The organism is Micromonospora sp. NPDC048868 (assembly GCF_043198195.1).
Taxonomy (GTDB): Bacteria; Actinomycetota; Actinomycetes; order Mycobacteriales; family Micromonosporaceae; genus Micromonospora; species Micromonospora reichwaldensis.
Genome location: NZ_JBICUN010000006.1, coordinates 287475 through 304881 on the forward strand (window position 1 = coordinate 287475; position 17407 = coordinate 304881).

The 17407-nt window shown below is 74.9% G+C and carries 15 protein-coding genes; 9 read left to right on the forward strand and 6 right to left on the reverse strand.

Features of this window, described 5'->3' with window-relative positions; all coding sequences use genetic code 11:
• Positions 1-16: 16 nt before the first annotated feature.
• Positions 17-916: a cellulose binding domain-containing protein gene (locus ACGFNF_RS12575; RefSeq protein ID WP_393167638.1), complete on the reverse strand. Its 900-nt coding sequence runs from the start codon at positions 914-916 to the stop codon at positions 17-19.
• 202 nt (positions 917-1118) lie between these two features.
• Here ACGFNF_RS12575 and ACGFNF_RS12580 point away from each other — a divergent pair, with 202 nt between their 5' ends.
• The 6 genes from ACGFNF_RS12580 to ACGFNF_RS12605 all read left to right on the forward strand — a co-directional run bounded on the left by ACGFNF_RS12580 (position 1119) and on the right by ACGFNF_RS12605 (position 7956).
• Positions 1119-1805, forward strand: a complete 687-nt coding sequence (locus ACGFNF_RS12580; RefSeq protein ID WP_393167640.1) for a hypothetical protein — start codon at positions 1119-1121, stop codon at positions 1803-1805.
• 16 nt (positions 1806-1821) lie between these two features.
• Positions 1822-2082 carry a hypothetical protein gene (locus ACGFNF_RS12585; RefSeq protein ID WP_132233740.1) on the forward strand — a complete coding sequence of 87 codons (261 nt, stop codon included), beginning with the start codon at positions 1822-1824 and terminating at the stop codon, positions 2080-2082.
• Positions 2079-2480, forward strand: coding sequence for a hypothetical protein (locus ACGFNF_RS12590; RefSeq protein ID WP_225852145.1), 402 nt, complete (start codon positions 2079-2081; stop codon positions 2478-2480). Before ACGFNF_RS12585 ends, ACGFNF_RS12590 begins: the two co-directional genes overlap by 4 nt.
• 130 nt (positions 2481-2610) lie before the next feature.
• Positions 2611-6030: an AAA family ATPase gene (locus ACGFNF_RS12595; protein ID WP_393167643.1), complete on the forward strand. Its 3420-nt coding sequence runs from the start codon at positions 2611-2613 to the stop codon at positions 6028-6030.
• Between the two features lie 94 nt (positions 6031-6124).
• On the forward strand, positions 6125-6649 hold the full coding sequence (locus tag ACGFNF_RS12600; RefSeq protein WP_132233744.1) for a SigE family RNA polymerase sigma factor: 525 nt from the start codon (positions 6125-6127) through the stop codon (positions 6647-6649).
• A complete protein-coding gene (locus ACGFNF_RS12605; RefSeq protein ID WP_393167645.1) occupies positions 6646-7956 on the forward strand; it encodes a hypothetical protein in 1311 nt (436 codons plus the stop codon). Before ACGFNF_RS12600 ends, ACGFNF_RS12605 begins: the two co-directional genes overlap by 4 nt.
• Before the next feature lie 60 nt (positions 7957-8016).
• Here the strand turns inward: ACGFNF_RS12605 and ACGFNF_RS12610 are convergent, their stop codons facing one another.
• From ACGFNF_RS12610 to ACGFNF_RS12625, 4 genes are all read right to left on the reverse strand, one after another.
• Positions 8017-8868: an ABC transporter permease gene (locus ACGFNF_RS12610; RefSeq protein WP_393167647.1), complete on the reverse strand. Its 852-nt coding sequence runs from the start codon at positions 8866-8868 to the stop codon at positions 8017-8019.
• On the reverse strand, positions 8865-9875 hold the full coding sequence (locus tag ACGFNF_RS12615) for an ATP-binding cassette domain-containing protein (RefSeq protein ID WP_393167649.1): 1011 nt from the start codon (positions 9873-9875) through the stop codon (positions 8865-8867). Before ACGFNF_RS12615 ends, ACGFNF_RS12610 begins: the two co-directional genes overlap by 4 nt.
• Positions 9876-9904: 29 nt before the next feature.
• A complete protein-coding gene (locus ACGFNF_RS12620) occupies positions 9905-10459 on the reverse strand; it encodes an NADPH-dependent FMN reductase (protein WP_393167651.1) in 555 nt (184 codons plus the stop codon).
• A gap of 304 nt (positions 10460-10763) precedes the next feature.
• Positions 10764-11720 carry a LysR family transcriptional regulator gene (locus ACGFNF_RS12625; RefSeq protein WP_357576538.1) on the reverse strand — a complete coding sequence of 319 codons (957 nt, stop codon included), beginning with the start codon at positions 11718-11720 and terminating at the stop codon, positions 10764-10766.
• A gap of 413 nt (positions 11721-12133) precedes the next feature.
• Between ACGFNF_RS12625 and ACGFNF_RS12630 the strand changes: the two genes are divergently transcribed.
• Positions 12134-13048 carry a serine hydrolase gene (locus tag ACGFNF_RS12630; protein WP_393167653.1) on the forward strand — a complete coding sequence of 305 codons (915 nt, stop codon included), beginning with the start codon at positions 12134-12136 and terminating at the stop codon, positions 13046-13048.
• 154 nt (positions 13049-13202) lie between these two features.
• On the forward strand, positions 13203-14207 hold the full coding sequence (locus ACGFNF_RS12635) for an MBL fold metallo-hydrolase (RefSeq protein WP_393167655.1): 1005 nt from the start codon (positions 13203-13205) through the stop codon (positions 14205-14207).
• Between the two features lie 86 nt (positions 14208-14293).
• Here the strand turns inward: ACGFNF_RS12635 and ACGFNF_RS12640 are convergent, their stop codons facing one another.
• Positions 14294-14836, reverse strand: a complete 543-nt coding sequence (locus ACGFNF_RS12640; protein WP_393167657.1) for a DUF1697 domain-containing protein — start codon at positions 14834-14836, stop codon at positions 14294-14296.
• Positions 14837-15128: 292 nt separating this feature from the next.
• Between ACGFNF_RS12640 and ACGFNF_RS12645 the strand changes: the two genes are divergently transcribed.
• Complete coding sequence (locus ACGFNF_RS12645; RefSeq protein WP_393167659.1) at positions 15129-17168, forward strand: endo-1,4-beta-xylanase; 2040 nt, start codon at positions 15129-15131, stop codon at positions 17166-17168.
• Positions 17169-17407 lie beyond the last annotated feature (239 nt).

Sequence of the window (17407 nt, forward strand, 5' to 3'; positions counted from 1 at the left end):
CACCGGCCGGTGTTCGTCAGGCGAACGTGTCACCGAACTCGCGTACGCCGTCGACGTCCAGGGTGATCCGGCTGTTGTCGGTCCACTCGCCGGTGGCGGCGCGCCAGCTCGGGTCGTCGCGCTCGTCGATGTCGGTCCACCCGGGCCGGTGGTGGCGCAGCTGGATCGGCCCGGACGACGCGCCCGGGGCGAGGACGCCCCCGGTGAAGGTCAGCTCCACCCAGCCGGGGACCGGCGTGCCCGGCAGCGGGTACCGGGTCGGCGTCGGAGTGGGTGTCGGCGTCGGCGGGCCGCCGGGCGGCAGGGGCGGCGGGAAGTACGTCACGTCGCGGCGGATCCGGTCGCAGCCCAGCGCCGCCCAGTCGCAGTTCGGCACCAGCGAGGTGTCGCCGCCCTCGAAGGTCAGGTGGTAGCGCACGCGCACGGCGGTGAGGTCGAGCGGCCCGGTGCCGGTGTTGGTGACCCTCAGGACGTGCTGGATCTGGTTGTCCGTCGGCGACCAGTCGAGGTTGAGGTAGCTGACCTTGGCCCGCCCGTACGCCGTGCGGACCGGGGTGACGGGGGACGGGTCCGAGTAGCCGCCGAGGGTGTAGGCGCTGACGACGAGCCGGTACTCGCTGCCCGGCGCCAGGTTGGTCAGCGTCAGGGTGGTGGCGGTGGTGCTGCCGAGGCTCCGGTAGACGTACGGGCCCAGCCGCGCCCGCACCTCGTACGTGATCGGTTCCTCGCCGGCCGGCTCGCCCACCCAGGTCGAGGGCGTCCAGGAGAGGGTGAGGCGGTGGGGCTCGTCGACCACGACGACGGGGCTGCCGGGGGTGGTGAGCGCCGGGGTGTCGTCCGCCCGCGCGGCGCCGACGGCGAACGGGCTCAGCAGCGCAGCGAGGACGACGGCGAGGGTGACGCGACGGGCACGCATGGTGATGATGCTACGAGTGTCGATGGACGCTTATCAATCGTTAGGTGGCCGTCCGGCCGGCGGGGGCGCAGTGCACAGTGCGCGGGATTCCGCCGCCGTCGATCACCGGTTTTCATGTCGGTTCACCGATAGAGCGACGTCTCTCTTGATCTACGTCTGTCGATAGCGTGTCGTGGCAAAGGCCGTCCATGAAAGGCGGGCCATGAACGAATCCCATTCCCCACTTTCCCGGCGCCGGATCCTGCTCGGCGCCGCCGCGGCCTCGGCGGCCACAGTCGCCGGAGCCAGCGCCGCACACGCCGCGCCACCCGCCGGGGGAGCGCCCCCGGCAGGACCGGCCCGGCGTCCCGTCGCCCGGGACCGGATCGCCACCGCCCGGCTCGCCGGCGGACCGGCCCGCTTCCAGGCGGACTTCCACGAACGCCTCGACGCCTGGCTGGCCTTCTGGTCGGCCAACTCGCCCCGGATCTGGAGCACCCCGACGGAGGTCGAGGGCCAGGTCGGCGGCGACGGCGACGCGTTCACGCTGCACGCCATCCGGGTCACCCGTGACGACGAGACGCGGGACGCCTTCGCCGCCGGGCGTTCGGACGCCGCCCACCTGGCCACCCTCGCCAGCCTGCACCACCACTTCCCGTCGGTACGCGTCGAGGCGGGCGGTGCGCTGCGGGTGGCCGACGGCCCCGCCGGCTGGACCGGCTCGGCCGGACAGGTCGCGTTCGCGGCCACCGCCTGCCGGGAGCTGTGGGGGCTGCGCGCCGCCGACGCGACCGACTGGCGCGAGCACCTGAGCCGGGCCGGGCGCGGGGGCGACCCCACCTCCCGCTCCGGCTGGGCGGCATTCACCAGGGCGAGTCTGCGGCGCGGGCTGCGGACCGATTCGTACTGACCATCGGAGGTAGGACATGGCACGCAGTGAGTTCCGTTTCGTCGTCGACGGCGTCGACCTGACAGTCGAACAGCAGAGCCTGATCGCGAGCGAGATCCAGAAGGCGGGCCTCAACGCCCTCTCCACCGCCGGCAAGCGGCTGACCAACCCGCTCGCCGTCGGGCACGCCAACATCAAGCTCCGCCCCGAGTGGTACGGCCTCTGGGTCATCGACGGCCCGTTCGCCGAGGAGCTGGGCCAGAAGATCAACGACATCGGCTTCTGGATGCAGCGGTGACGGACACCGCCCACCGGCCGGACCCGCCGGAGCGGATGTGCCCGAGCACCCCCGCGGCCAACGCCACGGTGTTCCTCGGCATGATCACTCCGGCGGGGCGGGTCGCCTACGTGACGCCCCCGCTCCCCGCCGAGGTCGCCCTCGCCCAGGCCGGCACGGACACCCCGGTCGAGTCCCGGTACCGGCTGGCCGGCCCGTGCGTCACGTCGAAGTGCGGCTTCTGGACCGGCGCGCACTGCGGCCTCGGCGAACGGGTGGCGGCGTCGTTCCAGGAGGTCGCCGGTCCGGCGGAGGACGACCTGCCGCGCTGCGCGATCCGCCGGACCTGCCGGTGGTACGCGGAGCAGGGCCGGGCCGCCTGCGCCGCCTGCTCCCACGTGGTCACCGACGCCCGCTGAGCACCCGACCGCCCGCCTCCTCGTGGACGGGTCCGCCCACCGGGCGGACCCGCGCACACGGGCCGGGCGGCGGCGTCGCCGCGCGTAAAGGGCTCGCGATGTCCCACCGTTCCGCTACGGTCTGGGCGTCATGGATCCGCGGCACGACGGGGACGTCATCGGGCGGGAGCATCCCGCGGGTCTGCTGCGCGCCGAGATCGACCGGGTGACCACCAGCCACGGCGGTCTGGTCCTCGTCGCCGGGGAGCCCGGCATCGGCAAGACGACCCTGGTCACGGCGGCGGCCGGCGAGGCCCGCCGACGAGGCGCGCTGGTGCTCGGCGCGGCCTGCTGGGATTCCGACAGTGCCCCCGGCTACTGGCCCTGGGTGCAGGTGCTGCGTGGGCTGCGCCGCTCGACCGACGACTGGGCGTTGGCCCGGGAGTCGGCCGAGCCGGCCCTGGCGGCGCTGCTCGGCGAGGCGGCCGGCGGCACCGCCGGGGAGTCGGCGGACGGCGTCGCCGGGGCGGTCGACGGCGACGCCGGCGAGGCGGCCGGCCGACGGAGCGGTGACGACCGCGTCGACCAGGAGGAGTTCGCGCTGCACGACGCGGTGACCACCGCGCTGGTCGCGGTGTCCCAGCGCCGGCCGGTCGTGGTCGTGCTCGACGACCTGCACTGGGCCGATCCCGCCTCGATGCGGCTGCTGCGCTTCGCCGCCCAGCACACCTGGTTCGAGCGGCTGCTGCTCATCGGCACCTACCGCGACGCCGAGGTCGAGTCCCCCGAGCACCCGCTGCGCGGGCTGCTGATGCCGCTGGTGGCGAAGGCGACCACGCTCACCCTCACCGGCCTGTCCCGCGACGAGGTGGCCGCGCTGATGACCCGGGCGGCCGGCCGGGCGCCCGACGCCGACCTCCTCGACGAGGTGCACCGGCGCACCGGCGGCAACCCGTTCTTCGTGGAGCAGACCGCCCGGATCTGGCGTGCCGACGGCCGGATCGGCACGATCCCCCCGGGCGTACGGGAGGCGGTGCGGGGCCGCCTCGCCCAGTTGCCGGCGGCGGTCGTCGAGGCGCTCACCGTCGCCGCCGTGCTGGGCCGGGAGTTCCACCGTCCGGTCCTCGCCGCCTGCGCGGGCACCCCGGCGGCGCAGGCCGACCGGCTGCTCGACCGGGCGGTGACCGCCCGGCTCGTGGTGTCCCGTGGCGGCGGCCGGTTCGCCTTCGTCCACGACCTCGTGCGGGAGACCCTCTACGACGCGCTGCCCGACGACGACCGGCGCTCCCGGCACGCGGCGGTCGTCCGTGCCGTCGACGGCGCTCCGACGCTCGCCGAGCGGCTGATCCCCGCCGACCTGGCCCGGCACGCCCACCTGGCCGGCGCCCACCTCGACCCGTCCCGCGCCGCCGAGCTGCTGGTCGCCGCGGCCCGCGCCGCGGCCGGCCGGCTGGCCATCGACGAGTCGGTGGTCCACTTCCGCCGGGCGCTCGACGTCGCCGACGACCCGGCCCGACGCGTGAAGATCATGATCGAGCTGGGCGAGCTGCTGCACCACTCGGGCGCGGGCGACGAGGCCCGGCGGCTGCTCGCCGAGGCCACCACGCTGGCCGTGGCGGCCGACGATCCGGTGGTGCTGGCCCGGGTCGCCCTCGTCGTCCACCGCCGCCACGCCGACGGCCCCGGGCGGCTCGCCGATCCGGAGGACGTGCTGCGGGAGGCGTACCGGCGGTTGATCGGCGGATCCGCGGGCACCGTCCCGGTCGGCACGATGGTCACCGACCTGATCGCCGCCACGGAGTCCCTGGCCCGGCGGGGGCACGACGACGAGGCGCTCACCTTCAGCCTGTGGGCCCGCCACGACACCACCTGGGGGCTGGGCTCGGCCCGCGACCGGGCCGCGATCACCGCCGAGATCCGGGACGTGGCGCGCCGCGGTGGCGACCAGGAGACGACGCGCTGGGCGACCGCGCTGCGCTGGGTCGCCCTGCTGGAGCTGGGCGACCCCCGCTACCAGGACGAACTCGCCACCTTCGTCGCCGGCGCCCGCCAGGGCGACGCCCGGCACCGGGCCGCCGCCACGATGGACGACGCCATCATCGCGGCCTTCCGTGGCGACTTCGCCCGCTCCGACGAACTGGTCGGCGAGCTGACCGCCCTCAGCGAGTGGGAGCACTCCGACTTCGCCTTCATGGGCCACCACCTGCGCTGGTCCCGGCTGCACCTGCAGGGCCGGGCCGACGAGGCCGACGCCCTGCTCGACGAGCTGCCCTCGACCGGCTACCCCCATCCGGAACTCGTCCGGGGCATCACCGCGGCCGAGCGCGGCGACGCCGAGACGGCCCGACGGGTGGTCGCCGGCATCGAGTCCGCCGGCACGACGTACCCCGGATCGGTGTCGCCGCTGTGGCTGCGGCTGCGCGCCGGGGTCGCCGCCGTCAGTCGCGACCCCCGGCGCTGCGCCGAGGCCCGGGACGCGCTGCGACCGCACCGTGGGCAGTGGATGTCGGCGTTGTCCGGCTGCGACCTCAGCGGCCCCGTCGACCACTGGCTGGCCCTCGTCGACGCCGCCCAGGAACGCTGGGACGACGCGGTGACCGGCTTCTCCGCCGCCCGCGACTCCGCCGACCGGCTGGGCGCCCGCCCGTGGTCGGTCCTGGCCCGCGCCGCGCTGGCCGACGCGCTGACCGGGCGGGACCGTCCCGGCGACGCGGCTTCCGCCGCCGCGCTGCGCGCCACCACCGCCCGCGACGCCGACGACCTCGACATGCACTCGACGGCCCGCCGCCTGGCCGGCACGCCGTCGACGGGGACCGAGGCGTCGCCCGCCGGCCGGCCGGGGGTCGTCGCCGCGGTCGCCGGTCCGCGCCCGGCGTCGGCCGTCGCTCCGGCCGCCGGCCCAACTCCGGCGCGGGCCGTCACCGCCGGGCCGCCCGCCGCGCCGGCGGTGGGGACCGGGGCGCCCGCCGCGCAGGCGGTCGCCGCCGGGCCGCACCCGTCCGCCGTGGGGCGGCAGGCGGGCCAGGCGTACGGGTTCCGCCGCGACGGGCCGGTCTGGCAGCTCGCCTACGCCGGCGTGGTGGTGCACCTGCCCGACGCGAAGGGGCTGCGCGACCTGCACGTGCTGCTCAGCCGGCCGGGCGTCGACGTCCCGGCGGTCGAATTGCTCGACCCGGCCGCCGGGCCGGAACTCGTCGCGGCCCGCCGGATGGGCGGCGACCCGGTCCTCGACGACGAGGCCAAGGCCCGCTACCGGCGGCACCTGGAACGGCTCGACGACGAGATCGACCGGGCCGCCGAACGCGGCGACGAGCGGAGGTTGGCCGACCTCGACGCCGAGCGCGGCGCCCTGCTCGCCGAGCTGCGCGCCGCCGCCGGGCTGGCCGGCCGCAGCCGACGCCTGGGCGACGAGGCCGAGCGGGCCCGCAAGACGGTCACCGCCCGCATCCGGGACGCGCTGCGCAAGCTCGACCAGCGCCACCCGGGCCTCGCCGCCCACCTGCGCGACACCGTCTCCACGGGCAGCACCTGCCGCTACCTCCCGCCCGAGCCGCTGCCCTGGCGCCTCTAGCTCCCGGGCACCGGTCGCGCGTCGTCGGCGAGGGCCGGTAAACCCGGCAGCCCTCCGCGGTGTCTTGCTGACTGAGAGACCCGGGAGGGGCCAGATGCGAGAGGCGCATGCCACGGAGTTCGACGACTTCGTCCGTACCCGGTCGGTGGCGCTGTTGCGGGTGGCCTACCTGTTGACCGGCGACCGGCACGCGGCCGAGGACCTGCTCCAGGAGGTACTGGAGCAGATGTACGTGCGGTGGCGCCGGCTGCGCACCTCCCCGGAGGCGTACGCCAGGCGGGCCCTGGTGAACCGGTCGATCAACCGGTGGCGGTGGCGGTCCCGGCGGCCCGAGCAGGCGTTGGGCGACAACGACGGGGTCGCCCGGGACCACGCCGACGACATCGCGCTGCGCCAGGCGGTCGTCGCGGCGCTGCGTACCCTGCCGCCCCGGCAGCGCGCCGCCGTGGTGCTGCGCTACCTGGAGGACCTGTCGGTCGCCGAGGTCGCCGGGGCGCTGCGCTGCTCCGAGGGCACCGTGAAGAGCCACGCCTCCCGGGGCCTCGCCCACCTCCGGGTGGCGCTGGCCGGGTCGAGCCTCGTCCTGTCCGCCCCGACCCACACCGGGAGTGCGCGATGACCATCCAAGAGCGTGACGTGCGGGACGTCCTGCGTCGGGTGACCGATGACCTCGTCGGCCCGCCGACCCTGCTCGACGACGTGCGACGGGGTGGGCGTCGCCGGTTGCGGCGACGTCGCGCCGTCCTGGCCGCCGTGTGCGCGGCCGTGGTGGCGGTGCCCGTCGGCGGTGCGCTCCACCTCGCGGACGGCGGGGCCGCGGCGGAGGTCGCCTCGCCGCTGTTCGACAAACCCACCCGCGGCGATCTGGCCGGCGACGGCGGGTATCTGCGGCAGGTCCGGCAGGCGTGGCGGGACGGGACGGGGGACACCGGCACCGATGTCGAAGGCGATCCGCACGTGGTCTGGGCGGGAAACACGCCGGCCGGGCCCGCCGCCTACGTCGCGCAGCGGGCCACCGCCACCGGCGAGGTGTGGGAGCCGGCCGGTGAGCGGATGATCGGCTATGCCGCGTTCGTCGAGCCCACCGCCGACGGGCCGCGGGTCATGACGCGGGAGACCGTGACCGATGCCGGCACCTACGGCAGTTCGGTGGCCGTGCTGCTCGGATCGCGACGCGACGTGCTGGTCGTGCTCGACACCGGACACCCGGTCGAGTTCTCGCCGACGCTCCGGTACGCCGCCGACGGCCGGATCGAGCGCACCTTCCAGCCGGTGCAGTTCCGGGACGGGGCCGCCGTGCTGTCGGTGCCGCCGCAGCGCGACAGGGTGACCGTCGCCCTGGCCAGGAAGCCGGTCAGCGCGACGACCGCCGTCCACATCGCCAACGCGACCGACGTCCTCTTCGCCGACCGGAAGGCCAGTCCGCAGCCGCGGTCGGTCACCTACACGCTGCCCGGCGCGGATCGGGTGTGGGGTGACGCCCCCGCCGCGCACGTCGGCAGGGACGTCTTCGCGACGGACGCGCTGGCCGCCTATGTCGATCTCGGCGGCACCCACCGGGCTGGGGGCTCTCCCAGCCTGACCGTCTACGGGGCGGCCCCCGACGGACGGCAGTTGCTGCTGAAGACCATCCAGCACGACGACGATCCCACCCGCGCGATCGCCCTGCTCGCCCACGCCGGTGCGCCCCTCCAGCCGGTGGCCAGCGGATTCATCGACTGGAACGCGCCGCTGCCGGTGCGGCTGCGGCTGCCCGACGGGCAGGGTGTCCTCGTCGCCGCCGAGGGCGCGGCGCTGAGCTACCGGGTCGGCGCGGGGAAGTGGCACGACGCCGGTCGCGGCGCGGCGCTGCTACCCGCCGACGCCACCGAGGTACGCGTCACCGCTGCCGGCGGCACGGCCAGCACCGTCCGGGTCGACCCCTAGCCGGCCGCCGTACGACGACGGGCACCACCACCCGCGTGGCGGTGCCCGTCGTCGGCAGGATCAGCGGCGGTTGTAGCGGTACATGGTCAGCGTGCCGAAGACCACCAGGAAGCCGGCGGTCCACAGCAGCGTCCACATGATCGCCGACGCGTCCGAGGTTCCCGACATGACGGCGCGTACCGAGGCCACCAGCTGCGTGATCGGGTTGACCTTGACGAACGCCTGGAGCCAGCCCGGCATCGTTGCGGGCTCGACGAACACGTTGCTGAGGAACGTCAGCGGGAACAGCACCATCATGCTCGCGCCCATCACGGACTTCTCGCTGCGCAGGACGAGCCCGAAGAACGTCCAGACCCAGGAGAACGCGAACGAGAAGGCCACCAGCAGGCCGATCCCGGCCAGCACGCCGGGCAGCCCGCCGTCGGGCCGGAACCCCAGCACCAGCCCGACGCCGAGGATGACCACGGCCGCCAGCACGTACCGGAGCACGTCGCCGAAGATCATGCCGACCAGCGGGGCGGGCCGCCAGACCGACAGCGTCCGGAACCGGTCGAAGACGCCCTTCTCGATGTCGGTGTTCAGCCCGACGCCGGTGTACATGGTGATCATCACGACGCTCGTCACCATGATCCCGGGCAGGAAGAACTGCAGGTAGTCGCGCGGGCTGTCGGCGAGGGCGCCACCGAACAGGTACGTGAACATCAGCACCATGATGATCGGGAACGCCGTCACGTCGAAGAGCTGCTCCGGCACGTGCTTGATCTTCAGCAGCGCGCGCCAGCCGAACGTCAGCGACGCCGACAGCGCGCCGGGCCTGGGCGGTCGCGCGCCGGGCGCGAGGACGGTGGCGAGCGCCTCCGTCGAGGGTACGTAGACGGACGGGGCCCGCCCGGTCGTGGTGGCGTTAGTCATCGGGCTGCCTCCAGCTCATCGTCCCGCTCGTCGGCCGCGACGGCGGGGTGGTCGGTCAGGGCCAGGAAGACCTCGTCCAGGCTCGGCTGACCGAGGGAGAAGTCATCGACGACGATGCCGGCGCGGGCCAGGTCCCCGAGCGCGCGGGCCGCCTGCTCGCTGGCGTCGAGGTCGCTGCCGTCGCCGCCGACCCGCGCGGTCAGCGCGACCGGATCGGGTGCGAGCTGCACCGGCACGCCGAGCGCCGCCTGGAGCAGCTTCTCCGCCTCCGGCCGCCGCCCGGGGTCGCGCAGCCGCAGGTGGACGGTGCCGGAACCGACCGACGACTTCAGCTCGCCCGGGGTGCCCTCCGCGATCACCCGGCCGTGGTCCACCACCGCGATGCGGCCGGCGAGCTGGTCGGCCTCGTCCAGGTACTGCGTGGTCAGCAGCACCGTCGTGCCGTGTGCCACGACGGCCCGGACGATCTCCCACACCTGGTTGCGGCTGCGCGGGTCCAGCCCCGTCGTCGGCTCGTCGAGGAACAGCAGGTCGGGGGTGTTGAGGATGCTCGCCGCGATGTCGATGCGCCGCCGCATGCCGCCCGAGTACTTCTTGACCTGCCGGTCGGCCGCGTCGGTCAGGCCGAACGCGGCGAGCATGCCCTCCGCCCGTTCCCGGGCGGCCGGCTTGCGGTGCCCGAGCAGGCGGGCGAGGAGCATCAGGTTCTCCAGCCCCGTCAGGTCCTCGTCCACGGAGGCGTACTGGCCGGTCAGGCTCATCCGGGCGCGCACGGTGTTGGCCTCGGTGACGACGTCGTGCCCGAAGACGCGGGCCCGTCCGCCGTCGGGGCGCAGCAGCGTCGCCAGCACCCGTACCGCAGTGGTCTTGCCGGCGCCGTTCGGGCCGAGCAGCCCGTAGACCGTGCCGGCGGGGACCTGGAGATCCATGCCGGCGAGCGCCCGGGTGTCCCCGAACGACCGGGTCAGGCCCTCGGCCTCGATGGCCAGGCCGGTGGTGCGTGTCATGCTCCCTACCTTCCTCAGGTGTCACACGTTCAGGAGACGTACGGGCGCGCGGCGCGACCCTCGCGCAGGGCCAGGCCCCACCAGTGGAGCTGGTCGAGCAGGACGTCGGCCGCCCGCTCGCACCGGTCGGCCGTCGGGGGTGACGGCGCGCCGTCGAGCAGGTCGACACCGACGACGTCGCGCATCGTGACCGCGTGCAGTGCGGTGAAGACCGTGCGGAGCTGCTCGACCGCGTGCAGGCCGATGGAACCGCACCCGTACGACACGAAGCCGACCGGTTTGGCCTGCCACTCGTCGTACGCGTGGTCGATCGCCTGTTTCAACGAGCCCGGGAAGCTGTGGTTGTACTCGGGGGTGACCACGACGAACGCCTCCGCCCGCGCGACCTGCGCGACGAACGACCCGACCGCGGGAGTCGGCTCAGCCGGGCAGCTCGCGGGGAGGTCGTGGTCGGCGAGGTCGACGACAGTCACCGCCACCTCGTCGCGCCGCCGCGCCCGGTCGACGAACCAGCGGCCGATCCGGTCGCCCGCCCGCCCCTCCCGGGTGCTGCCGATGATCACGGCGAGGCGCAGTGGCGTCATGGCTCCCCCTCCCGGCTCCGGTTCCACCCGTCGGGCGCGAGACGGCGTCCAGCGCCCCGCCAGATCGGAACTGGCGGGGCGCGATGCCGGCGGCGGGTGCTGCCACGGGCGCCGGGGGAGGGGCGGTCCGGCGGGGTGACCGGGCGCGCCGGCGGGGTGACCGGGCGCGCCGGCGTGGCGGCGTCAGGCCGGGATGTAGTCGAAGGTGTCCGGGTTCGGGCCCTGCCGGCCGGCCTCGCCCCGGTCCAGGCCGGTGATCCGCTCGGCGTACCCCCCCCCCGATCGGGGGCCTTCCAACCGGTGGTCAGGCCGGCTCGTCGAAGAGCACCGGCCAGGGGCGGGGCGCCGGCCCGGGCGGCGGCGCCGGAGGCTCTGACCCGTCGGCCAGCACCTCCGCCGCGAGCTGCCCGAACATCGGCGCGGCCGGGTGCGCGGCCCGGCGCGGCCAGGCCGCCGAGGTGCGCCGGACCAGCGGCGACCCGGCGACCGGCCGCCAGGCGATCCTGGGCTCCCGGCGCGCCGTCGCGGCCGGCTCGACAGCGACCCCGCCGCCCGCCAGCACCAATCCGAAGAGGAACTCCGGGTTCCGCGCCGGGCGGACCCGCCCCGGCGTGAACCCGTGCCGGCGGCAGACCTCCAGCAGGTGGTCGTGCCAGCCGGGCGCGGTGGCCCGGGGCGCGGTCACCAGGTCCAGTCCGGCCAGCGCCGCCAACTCGACCTCCCGTCCCCGGGCCAGCGCCGAGGCGCGCGGCAACAGCACCCCCAGCGGTACGTCGACGGCGGCACCGAGACGCAGCCCGTCGTCGGTGACGGGATGATGCAGCAGGCCGACGTCCAGCCGCCCCTCGCTGAGCATCCGCTCCTGCTCGCCGCTGGTCAGCTCGTGCAGGTCCACGTCGAGCCCGGGGGCGCGCTCGGCCAGCCGGTCGAGCAGCTCGCGCAGGGTCACGGCGGGTGTCTCCGGCGGCACCCCCGCCCGGAGCACCCCCGACACGCCGTCGCGCACCTGCCGCATCAGGTTGCGCAGCCGGCCCTCCCCGGCCAACAGTTCCTCGGCCTCGCCGAGGAGCAACTGGCCGGCGGTGGTCAGCCGCACCTGCCGCCGGGACCGGTCGAACAGCTCGACCGCCAACTCCCGCTCCAGGCGCTGCACCGACTGGCTCAGCGGCGGCTGGGCCATGCCGAGCCGCTCGGCCGCCCGCCCGAAGTGCAGCTCGTCGGCGACCACCACGAAGTGCCGCAGGTGCCGGAGCAGGTCCACGGCCGGACCCTACGCCAGCGCCCACCCGCGCCCGCAACCGCGAACACGTCCGCGTCCACCGTCCGCGTCTACCGTCCGCGTCTACCGTCCGCGTCCGCAACCCCCGTCCGCCTCGGCCTCCGCCTCCGCCTCCGCCTCCGCCTCCGCCTCCGCCTCCGCGTCCGCGTCCGCGACCGCGACGCGGCGAGATCTTGGTACCGAAGCGCCCCTCGGGGGGCACTTTCCTACCAAGATCTGGCGCCGGGCGCCGGGCGCCGGGCGCCGGGCGTCGGGCGTCGGGCGTCGGGCGCCGAGCGTCGGGCGCCGAGCGCGGCGCCTCCTGCCCGACGTCGCCGAGCGCCGAGCGCTGGCGTCCAGAGGCCGGCGGGCGGCGGCCGGCGGCGGCCGGCCTGGCAGCGGCTACCGTGCGCAGTGTGGTGGCGGAGCGGATCGTGGAGATCTTCGAGCGGGCCGGGGTCACCGGCTGCCTGCACGTCGTCGACCTCGACGCGGTCGACGGCGGTGCGGGTACGGGGGAGTTCGACGGCCGGCGGGAGGTGGCGGTACGGGCGGACGAGCAGGTGGTGATCGCCTCGATCTTCAAGGTGCTGCTGGTGCTGGAGTTCGCCCGGCAGGTCGTCGCCGGCCAGCTCGACCCCCGGGAACGGGTCCTCGTCACCGCCGACGACCGGCTCGGCGGGTGGGGGATCGCCGGCTGCGCCGACGACGCCGAGGTGTCGCTGCGGGACCTGGCCTACTTCGCCATGTCGGTCAGCGACAACACCGCCGCCGACCTGCTGCTGCGCCGGGTCGGGGCGGACGTGCTGCCGATGCTCGCGGCCGAGCTGGGGCTGGCGCGTACCCGGATCGTCGGCGGCCCCCGGCAGCTGGTCGAGACGATGCTCGCCGACGTCGGCGCGCGTACGGAGGCGGACTTCGCCCGGATCTTTCCCACCCTGCCGCCCGAGCGGGTCCGCGCGATGCGGATGTTCGATCCCGCGCACACCACGTCGAGCACCGCCCGGGAGATCACCCGGCTGCTCGGCCTGATCTGGCGCGACGAGGCCGGTCCGCCCGAGGCGTGCGCGATGGTCCGGGGCTGGATGGCCCGGCAGCTCTTCTGGACCCGGCTGGCCGCCGGCTTCCCGCCGGGCGTGCGGGTGGCCGGCAAGACCGGCACCCTGCCGGGCCTGCACCTGGAGGCGGGCGTGGCCGAGTACCCGGACGGCGGGCGGTACGCCGTCGCCGTCTTCGTCCGCGCCACGCAGCTCGCCACCCGCCGCATCGACGTGGACCTGGCGATGGGGGAGGCGGCCCGGACGGCCGTCGAGGCCCTGCGTGCCGGCTGATCTTTCGGGCGCGAGGTGCTGCCGTCGACCCGGCTGAGCTGGCCCGATATGCCGGCGGGTATCGATCGTGTCGGCCGAGGATCTTGGACCGGGCCCGGGCCGAGCTGATTGGCTCGGCACCGACCGATCAACACCACGACGGGGAGAGTTCAGCATGCCCAACATCGACCGCCGCCGCTTCCTCCGCGACGCCGCCGCCAGCACCGCGCTGGTATCCGCCGGCGGGCTCGCCGGCGCCGCCCTGACCGGCCCGGCACACGCCGCGTCGCCGGCCGCCGCGCCGGTCGCCGCCGCGCCGGTCGCCGCCGCGCCGGCCGGCCGCCGCAGCGGCCCGGTCAGCTTCCGCTGGTGGGGTACGTCGGCCTGGCGCATCGACGTCGGCGACCGGACCGTCCTGGTCGACCCCTTCGTCAGCCGGATCGACACCGGGCTGTTCAAGGGCGCCTTCAACGAGGCCACCAAGCTGGAGGTCCGCGCCGACGTCGTCGACTCCCTGGTGGACCGGGCCGAGACGGTGCTCGTCACGCACACCCACTGGGACCACTACATGGACGTGCCGTACATCGTCGAGCGCACCGGCGCCCGGGCCTTCGGCACGCTGACCGCCTACCACCTCGGGCTCGCGTACGGGCTGCCGTCGGGGAAGCTCAGCCCGGTCCGCGGCGAAGAGATGCTGGACTTCGGCGCGTACACCGTGGAGGTCGTCAGCTCCCTGCACAGCCGCAACAAGTCGTACTCGATGGCCTTCCCGGGCGTACGGGTCAGCCAGCCGGCGAAGCCGGAGACCATCGCCGACCTGCCCGAGGGCGACACCCTCGCGTACCAGCTGCGGGTGCCCGGCGGCCCGTCGGTCTTCTTCATGGGCGCCAGCGACTTCGCCGAGCGGAACCTGACCGGGCTGGCCCCCGACGTGGCCATGCTGGCGCTGCCGAGCACCACGGTCACCGCCGACTACGCGGAACGGCTGCTCGACGCGCTGGACCGGCCGAAGGTCGTGGTGCCTGTGCACTTCGACAACTTCGAGACCGAGCTGCGCAACCCCGTGCCCATGGCGCCGACGGACCGCGAGCGGCTGGACGCGTTCGTCGCGGCCGTGCGCCGGGTCTCCCCGCGCAGCCGGGTGCTCGTGCCGGAATACCACACCGCGTACCACTTCTGAGCAACGGCACGACGGGCCGCGGGCGGCAGCCCCGGCCCGTCGTCGCGCCCCGGTCGGCCGGCGACGCGGGACCGGGCGCCGAGGGCTCAGCCCGTCGTCGACATGTCGGCCAGTGCCCGCACCGAGCGCCAGTTTCGGGTGGTCGCCACCAGGCCGAGCTTCTTCTCCAGGTGGTTGTTGGTGAACCTCGACCGGCCGTAGCCGCCGTCGGGATAGTGCAGGTAGACCTCGCGACCGGCGACCGAGAACGTCAGGTTCTCGCCGTCGGGCACGGTCAGGGCGGCCACGGCGGCCGGGTCGGGCGCGGTCGCGAGGAAGACCACCAGCAGCCGCGTGGGGTCGTCCTCCCGCCCGGCGTACGGGTTGCCGCCGGCCACCGCCGCCAGTTCCCGGCCGCTGCGCACCAGCACCGGCACCGTCAGCCCCAGCTCGTCGGCGATGGCCCGCTCGATGCCCCGCGCCAGCGCGTCGGCGTCGCGCACCGTGCTGCCGAAGACCACGTTCCCGCTCTGCAGGTACGTCTGCACGTCCTGGTGGCCGAGGTCGGTGACCAGCCGGCGCAGGTCGGCCATGGCGACCTTAGCGCCGCCGACGTTGACCCCGCGCAGCAACGCGACCCACCTGTCCACACGAACCTCCTCGACCCGCCGGTACGGGCCAGCCTAGGGCGTGGTCGACGTCGGTCGCGGCCGTCGTCGCCGGGGCGGGGCCCGATGCCCAGCACACCGCGCTGGAGTGCCGGGTCCGTGATCCGTACCATCGGTTCTCGACAGCGGCTCCCGGCAACGGGTGCCGCGAGCGGAGCGGGACCACGGACACCGGCATGCGGGCTCATGCCGGTCGACCGGCGTGCGACCGCCTCACGCGAGAAATCTCGCCCAGCGGTTCGCGCGTACCCATCCGTACCGGAAGGACACCGCCATGCGCGCTCCCTGGACGCGCCGTCACCGCCTTCTGCCGGGGCTGCTGGCCCTGGCCTGCCTCGCCACCGTCGCCGTGGCCGCCGCCGTTCCACTGACCAGCCCGCCCGCCCGCGCCGCCGACCCCGTCGTGGTGCTCGACGCCACGTTCGAGGACGGCACCACCCAGGGCTTCCGGCCCCGGGCCGGGGAGACCGTCGCGGTCAGCACCGCCGTCGCCCACGGCGGCACCCGCAGCCTGCTCACCTCCGGCCGCACCGCGAGTTGGCAGGGCCCCGCCCTCGACCTGCTCGACGAGATGGTCAAGGGCACCCGCTACACGCTGACGGTGTGGGTGCGGCTCGCCGCCGGCCAGTCGCCCGGCCAGGTCCGGCTCAGCGTGCAACGCGACTCTGGCGGCACCTCCGCCTACGACCAGGTGGTGGGCGACACCGCCGTCACCGCCGACGCCTGGGTCCGGCTCACCGGCACGTACGTGCTCGCGCACGACGTGGACGGGCTGTCGGCGTACGTGGAGACCGCCGGCGGCACCGCCGACCTGCACATCGACGACTTCACCATGGTGTACCAGCCGACCAAGCCGGTGCAGACCGACATCCCGGCACTGCGTGAGGTGCTGGCCGCCGACTTCCCGATCGGGGCGGCGATCGGCAACCGGCAGATCATCGGCGACCAGGCCACCCTGCTGCGCCGGCACTTCGACACGGTGACCCCGGGCAACGCGCTCAAGTGGGACGCCACCCAGCCGACCGAGGGCACCTTCCGGTGGGCCGACGCCGACGCGCAGGTCGGCTTCGCCACCGACAACGACCTGGCGGTACGCGGACACACCCTCGTCTGGCACCAGCAGACCCCGGCCTGGGTCTTCACCGACACCGACGGCACCCCGCTGACCTCGGACCCGGCCGACAAGGCCCTGCTGCTGTCCCGGCTGGAGGCGCACATCCGCGCGGTCGTCGGCCGCTACGGCGACGCGATCGGGGTCTGGGACGTCGCCAACGAGGTGATCGACGAGAACCAGTCCGACGGGCTGCGGCGCAGCCGCTGGCACGAGATCAGCGGGCTGGACTACCTGCGCACCGCGTTCCGGGTGGCCCGGGAGGTCGCGCCGACGGCCAAGCTCTACATCAACGACTACAACACGAACGTGCCGGCCAAGCGCGACAAGCTGCGCGACCTGGTGAGCCAGCTACGCGCCGAAGGGGTGCCGATCGACGGCGTCGGGCACCAGATGCACGTCAACGTCCAGTGGCCGTCGATCGCCGAGACCGAGGCGATGCTCCAGGCGTTCGTCCCGCTCGGGGTGGAGCAGCAGGTCACCGAGATGGACGTCAGCATCTACGTCGACAGCAGCGAGTCCTTCCCCACCCCGCCGGCCGACCGGCTGCTGACCCAGGCGTACCGCTACCGGGACCTGTTCGCCCTCTACCGCCGATACGCCGACGAGTTGACCTCGGTGACCCTGTGGGGGCTGGCGGACGACGACACCTGGCTGGACACCTTCCCGGTGGCCCGCAAGGACGCGCCGCTGCTCTTCGACACGGAACTCCAGGCCAAGTCGGCGTACTGGGGGATCGTCGACCCGACCCGGATCAACCCGACCCCGACGCCGACGGTCAGCCCGACGGTCTCGCCGACCGTTTCGCCCACGGTCACGCCGACCGTTTCGCCGACCGTCAGCCCGACCGTCTCGCCGACGGTCACGCCGACCACGGGGCCGGACGCCTGCCGGGCGACGTACACCGTCTCCAACCAGTGGCCGGGCGGCTTCCAGGCGAGCGTCAGGATCACCAACACCGGCGGGCGGGCGCACGACGGCTGGACGGTGCGCTGGCGGTTCCCGGACGGGCAGCGGATCAGCCAGCTCTGGAACGGCACGGTCCGGCAGGACGGCCCGGACGTGTCGGTCACCCCCACGTCCTGGAACTCCGCCCTGCCCGCCGGCGGGACGGTCGAGTTGGGCTTCCTCGCCGGTTGGTCCACGAGCAACGACCGCCCGGTCGGCTTCACCCTCGACGGACTGGCCTGCACGACCGGCTGAACCGCCGGCCTGTCGTGCCGCCACCCGACCTGCCCGCCTCCGGTCGGTGGCCGGCCGCCGTGCCAGCGAAACGGTGACCGTGCTGGTGGAAGGCCGTACCGGGGCGTCAGCGGCGGGCGATGGCCGGGCCGGGCAGGCCCGGCCATCGCCGTGCCCGGTGCCCGGACGGCGCGGCGGAGCCGCGCCGGGACCCCCGCGGATGCCGGCGACGCCGTCCGCTCCGGTCCGGCGTCAGAGCC

Coding starts and splice junctions, on each gene's coding strand:
- ACGFNF_RS12600 (WP_132233744.1), top strand. CDS start 6,125: ATGCGAGAGGCGCATGCCACGGAGTTCGACGACTTCGTCCGTACCCGG.
- ACGFNF_RS12580 (WP_393167640.1), top strand. CDS start 1,119: ATGAACGAATCCCATTCCCCACTTTCCCGGCGCCGGATCCTGCTCGGC.
- ACGFNF_RS12645 (WP_393167659.1), top strand. CDS start 15,129: ATGCGCGCTCCCTGGACGCGCCGTCACCGCCTTCTGCCGGGGCTGCTG.
- ACGFNF_RS12610 (WP_393167647.1), bottom strand. CDS start 8,868: ATGACTAACGCCACCACGACCGGGCGGGCCCCGTCCGTCTACGTACCC.
- ACGFNF_RS12605 (WP_393167645.1), top strand. CDS start 6,646: ATGACCATCCAAGAGCGTGACGTGCGGGACGTCCTGCGTCGGGTGACC.
- ACGFNF_RS12615 (WP_393167649.1), bottom strand. CDS start 9,875: ATGACACGCACCACCGGCCTGGCCATCGAGGCCGAGGGCCTGACCCGG.
- ACGFNF_RS12635 (WP_393167655.1), top strand. CDS start 13,203: ATGCCCAACATCGACCGCCGCCGCTTCCTCCGCGACGCCGCCGCCAGC.
- ACGFNF_RS12585 (WP_132233740.1), top strand. CDS start 1,822: ATGGCACGCAGTGAGTTCCGTTTCGTCGTCGACGGCGTCGACCTGACA.
- ACGFNF_RS12595 (WP_393167643.1), top strand. CDS start 2,611: ATGGATCCGCGGCACGACGGGGACGTCATCGGGCGGGAGCATCCCGCG.
- ACGFNF_RS12575 (WP_393167638.1), bottom strand. CDS start 916: ATGCGTGCCCGTCGCGTCACCCTCGCCGTCGTCCTCGCTGCGCTGCTG.
- ACGFNF_RS12620 (WP_393167651.1), bottom strand. CDS start 10,459: ATGACGCCACTGCGCCTCGCCGTGATCATCGGCAGCACCCGGGAGGGG.